Here is a 16,170-nt window from a genome sequence, read left to right as displayed (position 1 = left end):
TATGGCCATGAAACTCTTCTCCTCTTCTTCCTGGCAGCGACGCATGGCGTCGTTCGTCGCGCTGATGCTGCTGGTCGTGGCTGCCCCTGCCAGCGCCGAGCGCATCAAGGACCTAGCCCAGGTCGGCGGCGTGCGCGGCAATGCGCTGGTGGGTTATGGCCTGGTGGTCGGCCTGGATGGCAGCGGCGACCGCACCAGCCAGGCACCCTTCACCGTGCAGAGCCTGAAGAACCTGCTCGGCGAACTGGGCGTCAACGTGCCGCCGAACGTCAACCCGCAGCTGAAGAACGTGGCCGCCGTGGCGATCCACGCCGAACTGCCGCCGTTCGCCAAGCCGGGCCAGCCGATCGACATCACCGTGTCCTCGATCGGCAACGCGGTCTCGCTGCGTGGCGGTTCGCTGCTGATGGCGCCGCTGCGCGGTGCTGACGGCCAGATCTATGCCATCGCCCAGGGCAACCTGATCGTCGGCGGCTTTGGTGCGCAGGGCAAGGATGGTTCCCGTGTCTCGGTGAACGTGCCCAGCGTCGGCCGCATTCCCAACGGTGCCACCGTTGAACGTGCCCTGCCCGATCCGTTGGCCAACGGCGGCGACATCACCCTGAACCTGCACAACAACGACTTCACCACGGTCTCGCGCATGGTTGCCGCGCTCAACAACGCCTTCGGCGAAGGTGCCGCGCGTGCGGTCGACGGCGTGACCGTAGCGGTTACCGCGCCGACCGATCCGGGCGCACGCATCGGCCTGCTGGCGCGAATCGAGAACCTGGAACTGACCCCCGGCAGCGCCCCGGCCAAGGTGGTGGTCAATTCGCGTACCGGCACCGTGGTCATCGGCCAACAGGTGCGCGTGGGACCTGCGGCGATCTCGCATGGTTCGCTGACCGTGACCATCCAGGAAAACACCAACGTCAGCCAGCCCAATGCGCTGTCCGGCGGCCGCACCGTGGCCAGCCCGCAGTCGACCATCACCGCCACCAACGACGGCAGCCGCATGTTCAAGTTCAGCGGCGGCACCACCCTGGACGAGATCGTGCACGCGGTGAACGCCGTGGGCGCGGCACCGGGCGATCTCATCGCGATCCTGGAAGCCCTGAAGCAGGCCGGCGCACTGAGTGCCGAGCTCGAGGTGATCTGATATGCGTATCACTCCCGCATTCGATCTGCACCCGGCGCAACAGAACGATCCGGCCAAGATCGACAAGGTCGCGCGCCAGCTGGAAGGCCAGTTCGCGCAGATGCTGGTCAAGAGCATGCGTGACGCCAGCTTCGGCGACTCGCTGTTCCCCGGCGAAAACAAGATGTTCCGCGAGATGTACGACCAGAAGATTGCCGAGGCGATGACCCGCGGCAAGGGCCTGGGCCTGTCGGGCATGATCAGCCGGCAGCTGTCCGGCCAGGCCGCCGACGGCCCGGCGCTGGATACCCGCGTGGACCCGGCCAAGGCCAGTCGTGCCTACCAGCTCAATGCACCGGCCAAGCCGGCACCGTCGCTGCCGCTGGAAGACGGCAGTCAGGCCGTGCGCCTGCTGCAGCAGATGGCCGCCGGTGCACAGCACGGTGCGCAGGCGGCAGTCGCACCGATGGAACAGGCGCTGGACCTGATCGCCGGCCGCGAGAGCAGCAGCATGCACCGCTCGTTGGGCACCGAGGATCCGTACATCGGCAGCCTGCAGGGCGAGGACTGGGCCGCCAACGGCGACCAGTGGTCCGCCACCGCCAGCAATCGCGGCACCGCGATCAGCCCGGCCGATGCGATGGCCACCCGTACCGCCGTCGCCCAGCTGGGCGAGCACACCCCGGAAGGCTTCGTTGCCAGCATCTGGCAGCACGCGCAGAGTGCAGCCAAGGAACTGGGCGTGGATGCCCGCGCCCTGGTCGCCCAGGCGGCGCTGGAAACCGGCTGGGGCAAGCGCCACATCAAGCATGCCGACGGCAGCACTTCGCACAACCTGTTCGGCATCAAGGCCAATGGCTGGAACGGCCAGCGCGCCGTGGCCGGCACCCACGAATATGTCGATGGCGTGCGCCGCAACGAGACCGCCAGCTTCCGCGCCTACAGTTCGCCGGCCGAGAGCTTCGCCGACTATGTGCGCCTGCTGAAGACCAGCCCGCGTTACCAGCAGGCCCTGCAGGCCGGCACCGACGTGCAGGGCTTCGCCCGCGGCCTGCAGCGCGCCGGCTACGCCACCGATCCGCGCTATGCGGCCAAGATCGCCGCGATCGCCGGCGGACCGACCATCGAGCGCGCCGTCAGCGCCGTCGCCGATGCCGGCTCACGCCTTGGCCAGACCTTCGCCAGCACCGCAACCGCGGCGCTGGGTATCACTCGTCGTTGAGGAACCCCATGTCCAGCGTACTTTCCACCGGTACTGGTGCCCTGCTCGCCTTCCAGCGTGCGTTGGCGACCACCAGCCACAACGTCGCCAACATCAACACCCCTGGCTACAGCCGGCAGAAGGTCGACTTCGCCACGTCTGATCCGCAGAACTACGGCTTTGGGGACGTTGGCAGCGGCACCCGCATCACCGATATCCGCCGTGCTGCCGACCAGCTGGCCATCTCGCGCCTGCTCGACAGCAGCGGCGAGCTGGCACGCCTGAAGCAGCTTTCGGGCATGGCCGACCGGGTGAATGCCCTGTTCTCGGACCCGGCCACGAATGTCGCCGGCTCCTGGTCCAACTTCTTCGACGCCGTCAGTGGCCTTTCGTCCAACGCGGCCGGCACGGCCGACCGGCAGAGCCTGCTCGATGGCGGCAAGGCCCTGGCGAGCCGCTTCGTGCAGCTCAACACGCAGATGAACAACCTGAGCAGCGAGGTCAACAACGGGCTCATTGCCGGCGCCACGGAAGTCAATCGCCTGGCGCAGGAGATTGCGCAGATCAACGGCGCCATTGGCAGCAACGTGGCCAACGCGGCGCCGGACCTGCTCGACCGTCGCGACCAGCTGATCTCGCAGCTGATCGGTTACACCGGTGGCACTGCCGTCGTCCAGGATGGCGGCGTGATGAACGTCTATACCGCAGGCGGCAATGCGCTGGTGGTGGGCACGACCGCGTCCAAGGTCACTACGGTGACCGATCCATACCAGCCCGAACGCCTGCAACTGGCGCTGGAAACCCAGGGCAACACGATCACGCTCGATCCCAAGGCAGTGGGCGGAAAGATCGGCGGCATGCTCGAGTTCCGCGAAACCGTGCTGACACCGGCCCAGGCCGAACTGGGCAAGCTCGCCGTCGGCCTGGCCGAGAGCTTCAACCAGGCGCACCACCAGGGCGTGGACCTGTACGGCAAGATGGGCGGCGACTTCTTCACCATCGGCAACCCACGCGTCACGCCCAACGCGAGCAATACCGGTACCGGCAGCCTCACTGCGACCTACGGTGACCTCTCCAAGCTGGAGGCACAGAACATCGTCCTCAAGTTCGACGGCACCCAGTGGCAGGCAACCCGCGCCGACACTGGCGCCACCGTTGCGTTGACCGGTACGGGCACGACCGCCGATCCGCTGGTGATCAATGGCGTCAGGCTGGTGGTCGGCGGCACCCCGGCCACCAACGACCGTTTCCTCCTGCAGCCGACCGCGGGCGTCGCCGGAAGCCTGGAAACCGCCATCACCGATCCCTCCCGCATCGCCGCAGCGGCAGCGGTCAAGGGTACGGCTGCACTGGCCAACACCGGCACCGGGAAGCTGACCGGCGTCACCGTCAACGACGTATCCAATCCGAACCTGCGCGACCCAGCCGCAATCGTGTTCACGTCGGCGACCACCTACACCATCAACGGTGGGCCGCCGCAGACCTACACGCCGGGCCAGACCATCAGCGCCAATGGCTGGAGCTTCGTGCTGGACGGCGCACCGAAGGTCGGCGACACCTTCAATATCAGCCCTACTCCGGCAGGCTCGTCGGACAACAGCAACGCGGCAAAGCTGGCCAAGGTCGAGGACGCCAAGGCGTTCAACGGCGGCACCGTCACCCTCAACGGTGCGCTGGGGGGGTTGACCACGCAGGTCGGCGCGGCGGCACGTTCGGCCGAGTACTCGCTGGACGCGCAGCAGGTCATCACGGACAAGGCGCAGGCAGCCCGCGACGAGATCTCCGGCGTCAACCTGGATGAGGAAGCAGCCGACATGCTGCGGTTGCAGCAGGCCTATCAGGCCGCCTCACAGCTGATCTCCACCGCCGACAACATGTTCCAGACCATCCTGGGAGCCGTCCGTCGATGAGCAGCCGAATTTCCACCGGGATGATGTTCAACCAGTCCGTGTCGCTGATGCTCGCCAAGCAGTCGAAAATCAGCCACCTCGAGCAGCAGATCGCGACTGGCAGCAAGATCACCTCCGCCAAGGACGACCCGGTCGCTGCAGGTACGGCCGTTGGCCTGGACCGTGTCGTGGCCGGGCTCGAGCAGCTCGGCAAGAACGCCAACAGCGTGCAGAACCGCCTGGGCCTGCAGGAAAACGCCTTGGCTCAGGTCAATGAGCTCATGTCGCGCGCCGTGGAGTTGAGTATCCAGGCCAACAGCCCGGTGCCCAAGGCCAGTGACCTCAAGGCCATCGTCAGCGAGCTGAAGACCATCCAGGAAAGCCTGCTGTCGCTGGCCAATTCCCGGGATGGCAGCGGACGCTACCTGTTCGGTGGCAGCAACGACGCTGACGCCCCGTTCCAGCGAAGCGGCGGCACCGTGACCTACAGCGGTGACCAGAACCAGCGGCAGGTGGAGGTGGCACCGGGCCAACTGGTCTCCGACGCCCTGCCCGGCAGCGAGATCTTCATGCGCATCCCCACCGGCGATGGCCGTGTGGATGCCAGCGCGGCCGCCGGCAACACCGGCAGTGGCCTGTTGACCTCAGTCAGCCGTGACGGCAGCGGCAGCTGGGCCGGCGGCACGCTCAATGTCCGCTTCACCGGCACTGCCGAAGGTGCCTATGAGGTGGTTGATGGCACCGGCACAGTGGTCGGCAGCGGAACCCACAAACCCGGCGAGGACATTGTCGTTGGCGGCGTACGCATGCGCATCGAGGGCAAGCCAGCCGCCGGTGATCAGTTCAACGTCAGCGACGCGGGTAGCCGCGACATCTTCTCCACCCTGGACAAACTGGTCGCCGCACTGGAAACCGACCCGTCCACCGAAAGCCAGCGCACGGCGCTGCAGAACACGCTGCAGTCCAGCATCCGCGACCTCAACAGGGCCTCGGAAACGATGATCGACGCCCGCGCCAAGGGCGGCGCCCAGCTGGCCGCCATCGATACCGCGGCCAGCGCCCGCGAAGCCACAGCCGTCACCGTCAAGAGCACCCTCTCGACGATGCGCGACCTCGATTACGCCGATGCCATCGGCCAATACAAGCTGGAGACCGCCGCCCTTCAAGCCGCCCAGACGATCTTCAGCCAGATGCAGGCGATGTCCCTGTTCAACAAGATCCGCTAGTCCCTTTCCCCGTTCCATCCGTCTTCCAGCACGGCGCGTCCCGCGCCTTCCACACCGAAACAACCGAGCAACCACGGAGAAGCACCATGGCACAGATCATCAACACCAACACCATGTCGCTGAACGCTCAGCGCAACCTGTCCACCAGCAGCAGCTCGCTGGCCACCTCGATCCAGCGCCTGTCCTCGGGCATGCGCATCAACAGTGCCAAGGACGACGCCGCCGGTCTGGCGATCTCCGAGCGTTTCACCACCCAGATCCGTGGCATCAACCAGGCCGCGCGCAACGCCAACGACGGCATCTCGCTGGCGCAGACCGCTGAAGGCGCACTGGGCGAAGTCGGCAACAATCTTCAGCGCATCCGCGAACTGGCCGTTCAGGCCCGCAGCGCGACCAACTCGGCCTCGGACCGCCAGGCGCTGAACGCCGAAGTGCAGCTGCTGAAGCAGGAAATCCAGCGCGTTGCGGAGCAGACCAACTTCAACGGCACCAGCCTGCTGGACGGCAGCTTCACCAACCAGGCCTTCCAGATCGGCGCCGACCAGGGCCAGACCATCAACATCTCGCAGATCACCAATGCGAATGTGCACAAGCTGGGCGACTGGACCAGTGCCTCGACCCCGGCAAGCGTGGCCGGCAAGACTGCGACCGGTGGCGCCGAGGCTGCGATTCCGACGACCTCGGGTACCTCCGGCATTTTCAATGATGTCGCGGCCGCTGCTCCTGCTTTCAGCTTCTCAGTAGGCGGCATTTCGATCCATACCGCTGCTGCTGGCGCCAATGTCACCGCCGCTGACATTACCGCAGCACTGGCCAGCAAGTCCGATGCATTGGCCGCCGCCGGCATCACCATGAGTGGCACCGTCGCTGCCGGCACCTTGGCGTTCTCGCGCGCCGACGGCAATGATCTGCCGATCACCGTCACCGGCGCTGGTACCGGTGAGGGCTTCGCCACTGGCGCCTTTGTCGCCAACCATCAAAACGGCACGCCGGCAATTGCTGCTGATTTCCCCGCCATCACTGCCGGCCAGCTGACGCTGACCAAGGCCGATGGCAGTGGCGTGGTCGACATCAACGTTGGCGCCGCAAAGAACGCCTCGGAACGCAATACGTTGCTGGTGAACGCCATCAACGCCAAGACCCACGAAACCGGCGTCACCGCATCGCTGATCGACGGAAAGGTGCAGCTGGAAAACAAGGAAGGCAACTTCACCATTGGTGGCTCGCTGAGCGCCACCGCGCTGGCCAATGCCACTGGCCTGACGGCAGGCAGCAGCGCCACCAATGGCACGGCATTCACCGCAGGTACGGCCCAGACGGGCTTTGCAGAACTGGATATCTCCAACCAGGCCAACGCCGACAACGCCATCCTCGCCATGGATGCGGCGCTGCAGTCGGTCAATTCGGCCCGCGCCGACCTCGGCGCGATCCAGAACCGCTTCACCTCGACCATCGCCAATCTGAACACCAATTCGGAGAACCTGTCCGCCGCACGCAGCCGCATCCGCGACGTTGACTACGCACAGGAAACCGCCGAACTGACCCGCGGGCAGATCCTGCAGCAGGCCGGCACGGCCATGCTGGCCCAGGCCAACCAGGTGCCGCAGAACGTACTGCGCCTGCTGCAGTCGTAATACCTGCACCACTCGAGCTGGAGCCGGGCCCCGCCATGCAGATGGCGGGGCCTTTTCGTTTGACCAGAGAAAAAAGGATCGAAACTCCGCTAAAGGCCGGAGGGGTAGTGCCGTTATTGATTTCAGCAGCGGTAGCACACCCCTTGGGGGGACGCCAGCCACTGCCCCCCGAAACCGGTCAGGCTGCTCTGCCGGACACACTGCCTACAAGGAAACCGCACCATGGCACAAGTCATCAACACCAACACCATGTCGCTGAACGCCCAGCGCAACCTGGGCACCAGCGGCGCCAACCTGGCCACCACCATTCAGCGCCTGTCCTCGGGCATGCGCATCAACAGCGCCAAGGACGATGCCGCCGGCCTGGCGATCTCCGAGCGCTTCACCACCCAGATCCGCGGCGCCAACCAGGCCGCCCGCAACGCCAACGACGGCATCTCGCTGGCCCAGACCGCCGAAGGCGCACTGGGTGAGATCGGCAACAACCTGCAGCGCGTCCGCGAGCTGGCCGTGCAGTCGCGCAGCGCCACCAACTCTGATTCCGACCGTCAGGCCCTGAACGCCGAAGTGCAGCTGCTGAAGCAGGAAATTCAGCGCGTCGCCGAACAGACCAACTTCAACGGCACCAACCTGCTGGACGGTACCTTCACCAACCAGGCATTCCAGATCGGCGCCAACCAGGGCCAGACGATCAACATCTCGCAGGTTGCCAACGCCAACATCAGCAAGCTGGGTAACTGGACCAGCGCATCGCATGACGCTTCGGTAACTGGCGGACTCCCGGACGGCGGCGCTGTGGAAGCAGTCAAGTCCACTTCCGCCGTCTCCGGCACGTTCACTGCAGTTGATACCACGGGTGCCACTGCATTCAAGCTGAGCGTTGGTGGCGTCGATATCATTGACCGCGCCGCAGGCACCGCTGTAAGCGCAGCTGACATCCAGACCGCGATCAACGACAAGAGCGATGCACTGAAGGCGGCCGGTATCTCGGTGTCCGGTACGGTTGCCGGCAACAACATTCAATTCAGCAAGGCCGATGGTTCGAACTTCACCATCGCTCAGACTGGCGGCCAGGCAGGCAGCGGCTTCGGTGGCGCGGGCTTTGCGGCAGCCGTGACGAATGGTACCCAGGCAGTAGCGGCAAGCTACAACAAGACCAGCTTCACCATCGCGGGCACCGTCAACGGTGCTGTGGGCCAGCCGGTTACGATTGAATTGGATGGCGCGAAGAATGCAGGCGACCGCGCCACTCAGATGGTCAATGCCGTCAATGCCAAGACCCATGAAACCGGTGTCACTGCCGCGTTGGTGGAGGGCAAGGTCCAGCTGACCGGCAAGGAAGGCAACTTCACCATCGGCGTGGTAGCCGGCGGAGACGATGCCGCTGCGGTTAAGGAGCAGACTGGCCTGACCGCCGCTGCCACCAACAACTACGCTGCAGGTGGGGCCAAGACCGGCTTTGCTGATCTCGACATCTCCTCGAAGGACGGTGCCGACAACGCCATCCTGGCGATGGACGCAGCCCTGAACTCGATCAACTCCGCCCGCGCCGACCTGGGTGCGATCCAGAACCGCTTCACCTCGGTGGTTGCGAACCTGAACACCTCGTCGGAAAACATGTCGGCTGCCCGCAGCCGCATCCGCGACGTGGACTACGCTTCGGAAACCGCCGAGCTGACCCGCAACCAGATCCTGCAGCAGGCCGGTACCGCCATGCTGGCCCAGGCCAACCAGTCCAGCCAGAACGTGCTGAGCCTGCTGCGCTGATCCAGCGGTAGTACAAGGCAACAACGGGAAGGGGGCGCAAGCCCCCTTCTTCGTGCCCGGTGGCGGATTGGCATGGGCCTTGCAGAAGGCTGGAGAGCGTTTCCACGCTCAAGCTCGCCCCTCCCAGGCCGATAGCAGGTGCAGGACACCCGCCCGGCCCGTCCAAGAAAAAGGATTCCCCTCATGGCCATCGGCACGATTGGTTCCGGCCTCGACATTCCCAGCCTGGTTGCACAGCTGACCGCCAAGGAACGCGAGCCCCGGGAAAAGCAGATCAACTCGGCGGGTGTTGCCGCCAGCGCCAAGCTTTCGGCGCTTGGCACCATCAAAAGCGGGATGACAGGTCTGCAGAGCGCGCTGAAGACCCTGGTCAAGGGTGTGGCCACCCCCGGCCTGAAAGTCAGCACGCCAACCGAGTCGAACTTCACTGCGACCCTGGACACCAGCACGACCGCCGGCAAGGCCGCTGCGGGCAGCCACCAGGTGGAAGTCAAATCCCTGGCACAGAACCAGAAGCTCAGCTCCAAGGCGTATACAAAGGACGCCGTGGTTGGCGACGGAACGCTGACGATCGCATACGGCGACAAGTCCATCAGCGTGAACATCGAACCCGGCGCGACGATGGAGAAGATCGCAGCCGAGATCAATTCCGCCGCCGAGAGCAAGGGCGTCACCGCGGCCGTGGTGACCGCCGACGATGGCATGCACCTGGTATTGACCGCCGTTGATTCCGGCAGCAAGGGCGCGTTGAAGGTCAGCGCCAGTGGCGGCAATGGCGGACTCTCCGAGCTGGCCTATGACGGCACATCCGCATCGAAGATGACCGAGATGGTGCCCGCCAAGGATGCAGTGGTGGTGGTGGATGGTTTCACCCGCACCAGCAGCTCCAACACGATCACCGACCTGGTACCCGGCATCAGCCTCACCCTGACCAAGGCGAAGGAAGGCGAGACGCAGACGCTGACCGTCACTCCGGACAACAGCACGCTGAAGACCAATCTCACGGCCTTCATCACCGCCTACAACGGCATCCAGACCACGTTGAAGAATTCCAGCGCTTACAACGCTGAGACGCGCACGGCCTCGACCATGACCGGCGACGCCATGGTCCGTGGCCTGCAGCAGCAGCTGCGCGCCCAGCTGAGTGCGAACGTCAACGACCTCAAGGATCTGGGAATCACCATTGCCGCCGACGGCAGCATGAGCCTTGATGGCGCCAAGCTCGACACCGCGCTGGCGAAGAACCCGGAGGCCGCCACCAAGCTGTTCGGTGCAGAGGGCGCGCTGGGCAAGCCGATGACCGAACTGCTCAAGAGCAGCCTGGACGCGACCACCGGCACGATCACCCAGCGTACGGCGACCTTGAACAAGCAGATCAAGGCACTGGAAAAGCAGCTGGACGAGCTGGACAAGAACATGGAAAAGGTGGCCGACCGCTACACCAAGCAGTTCACCGCGATGGAAAAGATGGTCACACAGATGCAATCGGCCGGCGGCTCGCTCATCCAGCAGCTCGGCAACTGATTTCCAGGCATTTTTCCGGCGCAGTCGGTACTCAAGAAGAGCCCCGGCTGCGCCGATAACCCGTTAGACCCGTGCCGAACCCCTCAACCCACGCGGATGGGCAGGCATTCCAGGAGACTTCCCCTATGTACGGTTCCAATCGGCAGTTCGCCGAGCAGTACCGAAAAGTCGGCGTGACCACCTCGGTCGTCGATGCCGATCCACACAAGTTGGTAGCGCTGCTGCTGGCCGGTGCCTGCGAGCGCATCCGCACCGCTGAAGCCTCTTTGCAGCAGAATGACCAGGCGCGCAAGGGCAAGGCCATCGGCGAAGCCTGCGCCATCGTCGGCCACCTCAACGGCTCGCTCGATCACGAAGCCGGTGGCGAGATTGCCGGCAATCTGTCGGCACTGTACGACTTCGTCATCATGCGCCTGACCGAGGGCAACCTGCACAACGATCCGACCGCACTGAAGGAAGCCCTGGGCTTGATGGTGGAGATCGACTCGGCCTGGAACGCGATTCCGGCAGACCAGCGCCAGGTCACCAAAGCGGTGGCGCCATGAACCTTCAGACTATGCACGACGCCCTTGATACGCTGGAAACCAGCCTCGAGGGCGAGGACCACGACACCAGCGAACGGCTGATGGCCGAACACCTGGAAGCCGTGGCTGCCCTGTCGCTGGTTGTCGAGCGCCCCAGTGATGCCGCCATCCTCGCGTTGCGCGACCACCAGCAACGCGTACTGGCGCGCATGATCTCCCTCCGCGATGAAGCCGCAGCTCACCTGAAGCACACCGGCCGCTCCCTTCGCGCGGCGCATGCCTACCTGCAGGCAGAATCACTCGCATGACCCAACTGCCGACCACGTCGCTGCACCACCCCGCCGAAAGCGAGCTGTTCGACGAAACGCTCAGCTGCGAGCTGGCCTTGCCGGCCGAGTTCCAGGCAGGCAGCGCCGCCGGTCGCACCAGCAGTGCCGAAGGTCTGCTGCGCAGCCTGGCCCTGGTCGAGGACAGCCGCGTTGACGAGCACGACGACCGCAATGAGTCCAGCCTGCAACTGCAGCGGCTGGAAGCCAAGCTGGATCTGGCGATGGTGCTGCTCGGCCGTCTGGTACGCCAGCAGGGCCAGGAACTGACGCTGCGCCCGGTGCGCTGGTCGCGCCGTGGCATCCGCCTGCAACTGGGGCCGCGCAGCGGCGCCAGCCCCGGCCAGGCCGGCCTGGTGCGCCTGCAGCCCAGCGACTGGCTGCCTGACCATATCGACCTGCCCGTGGACGTGATCGCCGAAGCGGCGGACGGTGGCGGTGGTCACTATCTGTGGCTGCGTTTCCAGCGTCTTGGCGATGGCCTGGAGATGGCAATGGAGCGGCATCTGTTCCGCCTGCATCGCCGCCAGGTGGCCGAAGCACGCCGCGCCCGCTGAAACCTGCCACCATGACGCCGGATGGGCAACCCTTGGCGCGCCCGTTCAGCTAAGTTAAGGTGGACTCCCCTCACGGACCTCCAACGTGCCTGTGCGAGTTCTCATCGTCGACGATCACACCCTGGTCCGCGCCGGCCTGGCGCGGCTGCTGCAGGGGTTTGCCGACGTGCAGCTCGTCGCCGAGGCCAGCAATGCCGAGCAGGCACTGCAGCTGGCCCTACAGCACGCCCCGGACGTGGTCCTGATGGACCTGTCACTGCCCGGCCGCACCGGCCTGGAAGCCCTCAGCGACATCCGCCTGCGCGCCCCCGGCACGCGGGTGGTGATGATGACCATGCACGACGACGCCGCGCACGTACGCGATGCACTCGATCGCGGTGCGGTCGGGTTCCTGGTCAAGGATGCCGCACCGCAGGAGCTTGAACTGGCGCTGCGTGCCGCGCACGCCGGCCAGGTGTTCCTGAGCCCGCAGATCTCCGCCAAGATGCTGGCACCGATGCTCGGTCGCGAGAAACCCACCGGCATCGCCGCACTGTCGCCGCGCCAGCGCGAGATCCTGCGCCGCATCGGCAAGGGCGAAAGCAACAAGGAAATCGCCGCCGACCTCGGCATCAGCGTCAAGACAGTGGAAACCCACCGCGCACGCATGATGGAGTCGCTGGGCTGTCGCCGCGCCAACGATCTGCTGCTGCTGGCCGCGCGCCACCAGCACGAGCTGGAGTGATCCTCCGCGAAGGAGGTCAGATCCGCACTGACGACGAATTCCCGTCACCCCGACACGCCCCGACAGGAATCCGTACACGGCGCAGCCCGCTTAACCCGGCACCCACACCGGAAATCAGCAACTTAGCGGCGATCATCGTCAACATTCCGCGACAATGTAGGGAATACCCCTACACCCTGTCAGGACATTCACGAAGCCCCTCAGGAACCCCCTGATTCCGCCCCCGCCGGATCAAAAGCAAGATGCGTTCCACAAGGCGCCGGGGAGCGGTGCCGGGGAACCACGATGAAGGCTGCACTCTCGGCCCAGCTGGGCCAACAACTTCACCTCACCCCGCAGTTGCTGCAGTCGATCCGGCTGCTGCAGCTTGATGGCCTGCACCTGGAACAGGAAATCCAGCGCCTGCTGGACTCCAACCCGCTGCTGGAGATCGAAGAGGCTGAAGCACCCACCGCCGAAGCCACCGAGGCCGGCGCCACCACGCTGGAAACCGCTGCGTTCGACGAGCTGCCCGAGTCGTCGATGTGGGACGTGGCCGGCGCCAGCTGGCAGGACGGCGACGACGACCGCATGGCGCGCATCGCCGCCGGCGAATCGAGCGACCCGCAGCTGCGCGTGCTGCAGCGCCTGTCGCTGGACATGGATGACCGCGAGCTGGCCGTGGCCGCCTTCTGGCTGGACCATTGCGATGAGGCAGGCTACCTGCAGGCACCGCTGGACCAGCTGCAGCTGCTGGCCAGCGCCCAGTTCGACATCGCCGCCGACGGCGTGGAAGCCATCCGTCAGCAGCTGCTGCATGGCGAGCCGGCCGGCATGGCCGCTCAGGACCTGCGCGAAGGCCTGCAGGCACAGCTGCGCAGCCTGCACGGCGTAGTCCCCGCCCGCCACCTGGCGGCACGCATTCTCGATGGCGCGCTCGACGCGCTGGCCGCGCACGACTACCCCGCCCTCGCCCGCCTGCACGACGCCGAGATCGACGACGTGCGCGAAGCCGTGCGCCTGATCCTCTCGCTGCAGCCGCGCCCGGGTGACAGCCTGCTGCCCGAACGCAATGCCGTGGTGGTGCCGGACGTGGTCGCCTGGCACGCCGACGACCAGTGGAAGGTGGCGCTGAATCCGGCGACCAGCCGCCGCGTCTCGATCAACAGCCAGTACGAACAGGCCCTGGCCGAGACCAGCGAGGCCGCACCGGCACTGCGCGAAATGCTGCAGGAAGCGCGCTGGTTCAGCCGCGGCCTGTCGATGCGCTACGACACCCTGCTGCGCACCGCGCGGGTGATCGTCGAGCGCCAGGCCGCGTTCCTGGTGCGTGGCGAGGAGGCCATGGCGCCGCTGACCCTGAAGGAAGTGGCCGAGGAAATCGGCATGCACGAGTCCACCGTCTCGCGCATCACCACCGGCAAGTTCCTGCAGACCCCGCGCGGCACCTTCGAACTGAAGCACTTCTTCGCCGTGCGCCTGGAAGGCGCCAGCGTCTCCGGCCAGGCCGTGAAGGCCATGGTCCGCCGCCTGATCGACGCCGAACCGGCCGGCCGGCCGCTGGCCGACGAGGCCATCGCCGGCCTGCTGTCGCGCCAGGGGGTGAACATTGCCCGCCGAACCGTCGCAAAATACCGAGAACAACTGGACATCGCCCCGGCCCGTGAACGGCGCCGGCTTGGCGCCAGGCAACCGCAGCTGGCCCGGGTGGGCTGAAAAGGATGTTGGACATGAACAAGCTCACGGTCCTGCTGGTCGATGACCACGAGGGCTTCATCAACGCGGCGATGCGCCATTTCCGCAAGATCGACTGGCTGCAGATCGTCGGCAGCGCCGGCAACGGTCTGGAAGCGATCGAGCGCTCGGAAACGCTGCGCCCGCAGGTGGTGCTGATGGACCTGGCGATGCCGGAAATGGGCGGCCTGCAGGCCACCCGCCTGATCAAGTCGCAGGACGATGCACCGTACATCGTGATCGCCAGCCACTTCGACGACGCCGAGCACCGCGAACACGCGCTACGCGCTGGCGCCGACAATTTTGTCAGCAAGCTGTCCTACATCCAGGAAGTCATGCCGATCCTGGAAGGCCTCAGGGAGGATCGATCGTGAGCGAATCGCGCATCCTGGTGCTGGACAACGACGCCGTGCGCGCAGAGCGCACCGTTGCCCTGCTGGAATTCATGGATTTCAACCCGCGCTGGGTTTCCGACGCGGCCGACTTCGACCTGGGTCGCCAGCGCCAGAACGACTGGATGGCCGTGATCGTCGGCAGCCTGGACGACACCGCTGCCAGCACCGCGCTGTACAACTGGCTGGGCGGCAGCAGCCTGCCGCCGCCGGTACTGCTGGCCGACGGTGATGCCGCAGCCTTTGCCCACCAGCACGGCCTGCACGAAGCCAACATCTGGCCGCTGGAAACGCCGCTGCGCCATGCGCAGATGGAAGCCCTGCTGCGCCGCGCCAGCCTCAAGCGCCTGGACGCCGAGCACCAGGCCGGCGCCGCCCAGGACCAGGGCCCGACCGGCAACGGTCCGGCGGTGACTGCGTTGCGCACGATGATCGAACAGGTGGCCGCATTCGACACCACCGTGCTCGTGCTGGGCGAATCCGGTACCGGCAAGGAAGTGGTGTCGCGCGCCATCCATCAGCGCTCGCCGCGCCGCGACGGCCCGTTCGTGGCGATCAACTGCGGCGCCATTCCGGCCGACCTGCTGGAAAGCGAACTGTTCGGCCACGAAAAGGGTGCCTTCACCGGCGCACTGACCGCGCGCAAGGGCCGTTTCGAAATGGCCGAAGGCGGTACCCTGCTGCTCGACGAAATCGGCGACATGAGCCTGCCGATGCAGGTGAAGCTGCTGCGCGTGCTGCAGGAGCGCAGCTTCGAACGCGTGGGTGGCAACCAGACCATCCGCTGCAACGTACGCGTTGTGGCCGCAACCCACCGCGACCTGGAAACCCGTATTGCTGAAGGCAAGTTCCGCGAGGATCTGTTCTATCGCCTCAACGTGTTCCCGATCGACGTGCCCGCCCTGCGCGAGCGTCGCGAAGACCTGCCGGCGCTGGTGGAAACCATCGCCGCACAGCTGGCCCGCACCGGCCGTGGCGAAGTGCGCTTCACCCCGGAAGCGCTGCAGGCACTGGCCGGCTACGAATGGCCCGGCAACGTGCGCGAACTGACCAACCTGGTCGAGCGCCTGGCGGTGCTGCACCCGGGCGGATCGGTGCGCGTGCAGGACCTGCCGGCCCGCTACCGTGGCGACGCTGCACTGGCAGCGGTGGCCGCACCGGCACCGGTACAGCCGACGGCCAGCGAAGAACGCCTGGACCTGCGCAGCTTCTCGTTCCACACCCCGGGCGGCGGCAACCAACCGGCGCTGGAGCACGGCATTGCCGTCAATCGCGCCGCAGCACCGGCGGCGCTGCCCGATGAAGGCATGGACCTGCGCAACCACATGGCCAACATCGAACTGGGCCTGATCAACGAAGCACTGGAACGCACCCAGGGCGTCGTCGCCCACGCCGCCCAGCTGCTCGGCCTGCGCCGCACCACCCTGGTGGAAAAGCTGCGCAAGTACGGCATCGAACGCGAGCAGGCCGAACTGGCCGGCTGACTGAAGCTCGCGACCAGCATGAAGGGGGCACGAACGCCTGGGCTTGCCCGGGCGTTGGTGTTTCCAGTACCTGGGGTCAGATCCCTTTCCTG

At 66.0% G+C, this 16,170-nt stretch carries 14 protein-coding genes and 1 pseudogene; all 15 read left to right on the top strand.

Annotated elements, in window-relative coordinates:
- Nucleotide 1 precedes the first annotated feature (1 nt).
- Nucleotides 2–1,138 carry a flagellar basal body P-ring protein FlgI gene (locus ACZK13_RS09855; RefSeq protein WP_049421917.1) on the top strand — a complete coding sequence of 379 codons (1,137 nt, stop codon included), beginning with the start codon at nt 2–4 and terminating at the stop codon, nt 1,136–1,138.
- A gap of 1 nt (nt 1,139) precedes the next feature.
- Nucleotides 1,140–2,339 (top strand): flagellar assembly peptidoglycan hydrolase FlgJ, encoded by a 1,200-nt coding sequence (gene flgJ, locus ACZK13_RS09850; protein WP_032127379.1) that lies wholly within the window; start codon nt 1,140–1,142, stop codon nt 2,337–2,339.
- An 8-nt stretch (nt 2,340–2,347) separates the two neighbouring features.
- Entirely contained in the window at nt 2,348–4,228 is a 1,881-nt protein-coding gene (flgK, locus tag ACZK13_RS09845; RefSeq protein WP_253143091.1) for a flagellar hook-associated protein FlgK, read from the top strand.
- A complete protein-coding gene (flgL, locus tag ACZK13_RS09840) occupies nt 4,225–5,433 on the top strand; it encodes a flagellar hook-associated protein FlgL (protein ID WP_049398114.1) in 1,209 nt (402 codons plus the stop codon). Before flgK ends, flgL begins: the two co-directional genes overlap by 4 nt.
- A gap of 86 nt (nt 5,434–5,519) precedes the next feature.
- Nucleotides 5,520–6,251: pseudogene (locus ACZK13_RS09835) on the top strand (flagellin N-terminal helical domain-containing protein); the annotation flags it as partial.
- 33 nt (nt 6,252–6,284) lie between these two features.
- Nucleotides 6,285–7,067 (top strand): flagellin, encoded by a 783-nt coding sequence (locus tag ACZK13_RS09830; RefSeq protein WP_317618044.1) that lies wholly within the window; start codon nt 6,285–6,287, stop codon nt 7,065–7,067.
- A gap of 222 nt (nt 7,068–7,289) precedes the next feature.
- Entirely contained in the window at nt 7,290–8,834 is a 1,545-nt protein-coding gene (locus ACZK13_RS09825; RefSeq protein ID WP_253143090.1) for a flagellin N-terminal helical domain-containing protein, read from the top strand.
- A 183-nt stretch (nt 8,835–9,017) separates the two neighbouring features.
- Nucleotides 9,018–10,358 (top strand): flagellar filament capping protein FliD, encoded by a 1,341-nt coding sequence (fliD, locus tag ACZK13_RS09820; protein ID WP_049421909.1) that lies wholly within the window; start codon nt 9,018–9,020, stop codon nt 10,356–10,358.
- A gap of 125 nt (nt 10,359–10,483) precedes the next feature.
- On the top strand, nt 10,484–10,903 hold the full coding sequence (gene fliS, locus ACZK13_RS09815; RefSeq protein ID WP_049398118.1) for a flagellar export chaperone FliS: 420 nt from the start codon (nt 10,484–10,486) through the stop codon (nt 10,901–10,903).
- Entirely contained in the window at nt 10,900–11,190 is a 291-nt protein-coding gene (locus ACZK13_RS09810) for a hypothetical protein (protein ID WP_125895720.1), read from the top strand. The genes fliS and ACZK13_RS09810 overlap by 4 nt, the downstream gene beginning before the upstream one ends.
- A complete protein-coding gene (locus tag ACZK13_RS09805; protein ID WP_253143089.1) occupies nt 11,187–11,765 on the top strand; it encodes a PilZ domain-containing protein in 579 nt (192 codons plus the stop codon). The genes ACZK13_RS09810 and ACZK13_RS09805 overlap by 4 nt, the downstream gene beginning before the upstream one ends.
- Nucleotides 11,766–11,856: 91 nt before the next feature.
- Nucleotides 11,857–12,489 (top strand): response regulator, encoded by a 633-nt coding sequence (locus ACZK13_RS09800; protein ID WP_010485918.1) that lies wholly within the window; start codon nt 11,857–11,859, stop codon nt 12,487–12,489.
- A gap of 285 nt (nt 12,490–12,774) precedes the next feature.
- The gene (rpoN, locus tag ACZK13_RS09795) at nt 12,775–14,184 is read left to right on the top strand and encodes an RNA polymerase factor sigma-54 (protein ID WP_049398121.1); all 1,410 of its coding nucleotides are present in this window, start codon (nt 12,775–12,777) and stop codon (nt 14,182–14,184) included.
- A 14-nt stretch (nt 14,185–14,198) separates the two neighbouring features.
- A complete protein-coding gene (locus ACZK13_RS09790; protein ID WP_010485922.1) occupies nt 14,199–14,576 on the top strand; it encodes a response regulator in 378 nt (125 codons plus the stop codon).
- Nucleotides 14,573–16,078 carry a sigma-54 dependent transcriptional regulator gene (locus tag ACZK13_RS09785; protein WP_049421906.1) on the top strand — a complete coding sequence of 502 codons (1,506 nt, stop codon included), beginning with the start codon at nt 14,573–14,575 and terminating at the stop codon, nt 16,076–16,078. Before ACZK13_RS09790 ends, ACZK13_RS09785 begins: the two co-directional genes overlap by 4 nt.
- Nucleotides 16,079–16,170 lie beyond the last annotated feature (92 nt).

Source organism: Stenotrophomonas sp. 99219_Sma (genome assembly GCF_056480785.1).
The sequence above is the reverse complement of the archived record's forward strand: the minus strand, read 5'-3'. Positions and strand labels throughout refer to the sequence as shown.

Bases quoted from the DNA above. Each gene is read 5' to 3' on its own strand.
- flgL (WP_049398114.1), top strand. From the start codon at position 4,225: ATGAGCAGCCGAATTTCCACCGGGATGATGTTCAACCAGTCCGTGTCG.
- fliD (WP_049421909.1), top strand. From the start codon at position 9,018: ATGGCCATCGGCACGATTGGTTCCGGCCTCGACATTCCCAGCCTGGTT.
- ACZK13_RS09855 (WP_049421917.1), top strand. From the start codon at position 2: ATGGCCATGAAACTCTTCTCCTCTTCTTCCTGGCAGCGACGCATGGCG.
- flgJ (WP_032127379.1), top strand. From the start codon at position 1,140: ATGCGTATCACTCCCGCATTCGATCTGCACCCGGCGCAACAGAACGAT.
- ACZK13_RS09830 (WP_317618044.1), top strand. From the start codon at position 6,285: ATGAGTGGCACCGTCGCTGCCGGCACCTTGGCGTTCTCGCGCGCCGAC.
- ACZK13_RS09790 (WP_010485922.1), top strand. From the start codon at position 14,199: ATGAACAAGCTCACGGTCCTGCTGGTCGATGACCACGAGGGCTTCATC.
- rpoN (WP_049398121.1), top strand. From the start codon at position 12,775: ATGAAGGCTGCACTCTCGGCCCAGCTGGGCCAACAACTTCACCTCACC.
- ACZK13_RS09825 (WP_253143090.1), top strand. From the start codon at position 7,290: ATGGCACAAGTCATCAACACCAACACCATGTCGCTGAACGCCCAGCGC.
- flgK (WP_253143091.1), top strand. From the start codon at position 2,348: ATGTCCAGCGTACTTTCCACCGGTACTGGTGCCCTGCTCGCCTTCCAG.
- ACZK13_RS09805 (WP_253143089.1), top strand. From the start codon at position 11,187: ATGACCCAACTGCCGACCACGTCGCTGCACCACCCCGCCGAAAGCGAG.
- fliS (WP_049398118.1), top strand. From the start codon at position 10,484: ATGTACGGTTCCAATCGGCAGTTCGCCGAGCAGTACCGAAAAGTCGGC.
- ACZK13_RS09810 (WP_125895720.1), top strand. From the start codon at position 10,900: ATGAACCTTCAGACTATGCACGACGCCCTTGATACGCTGGAAACCAGC.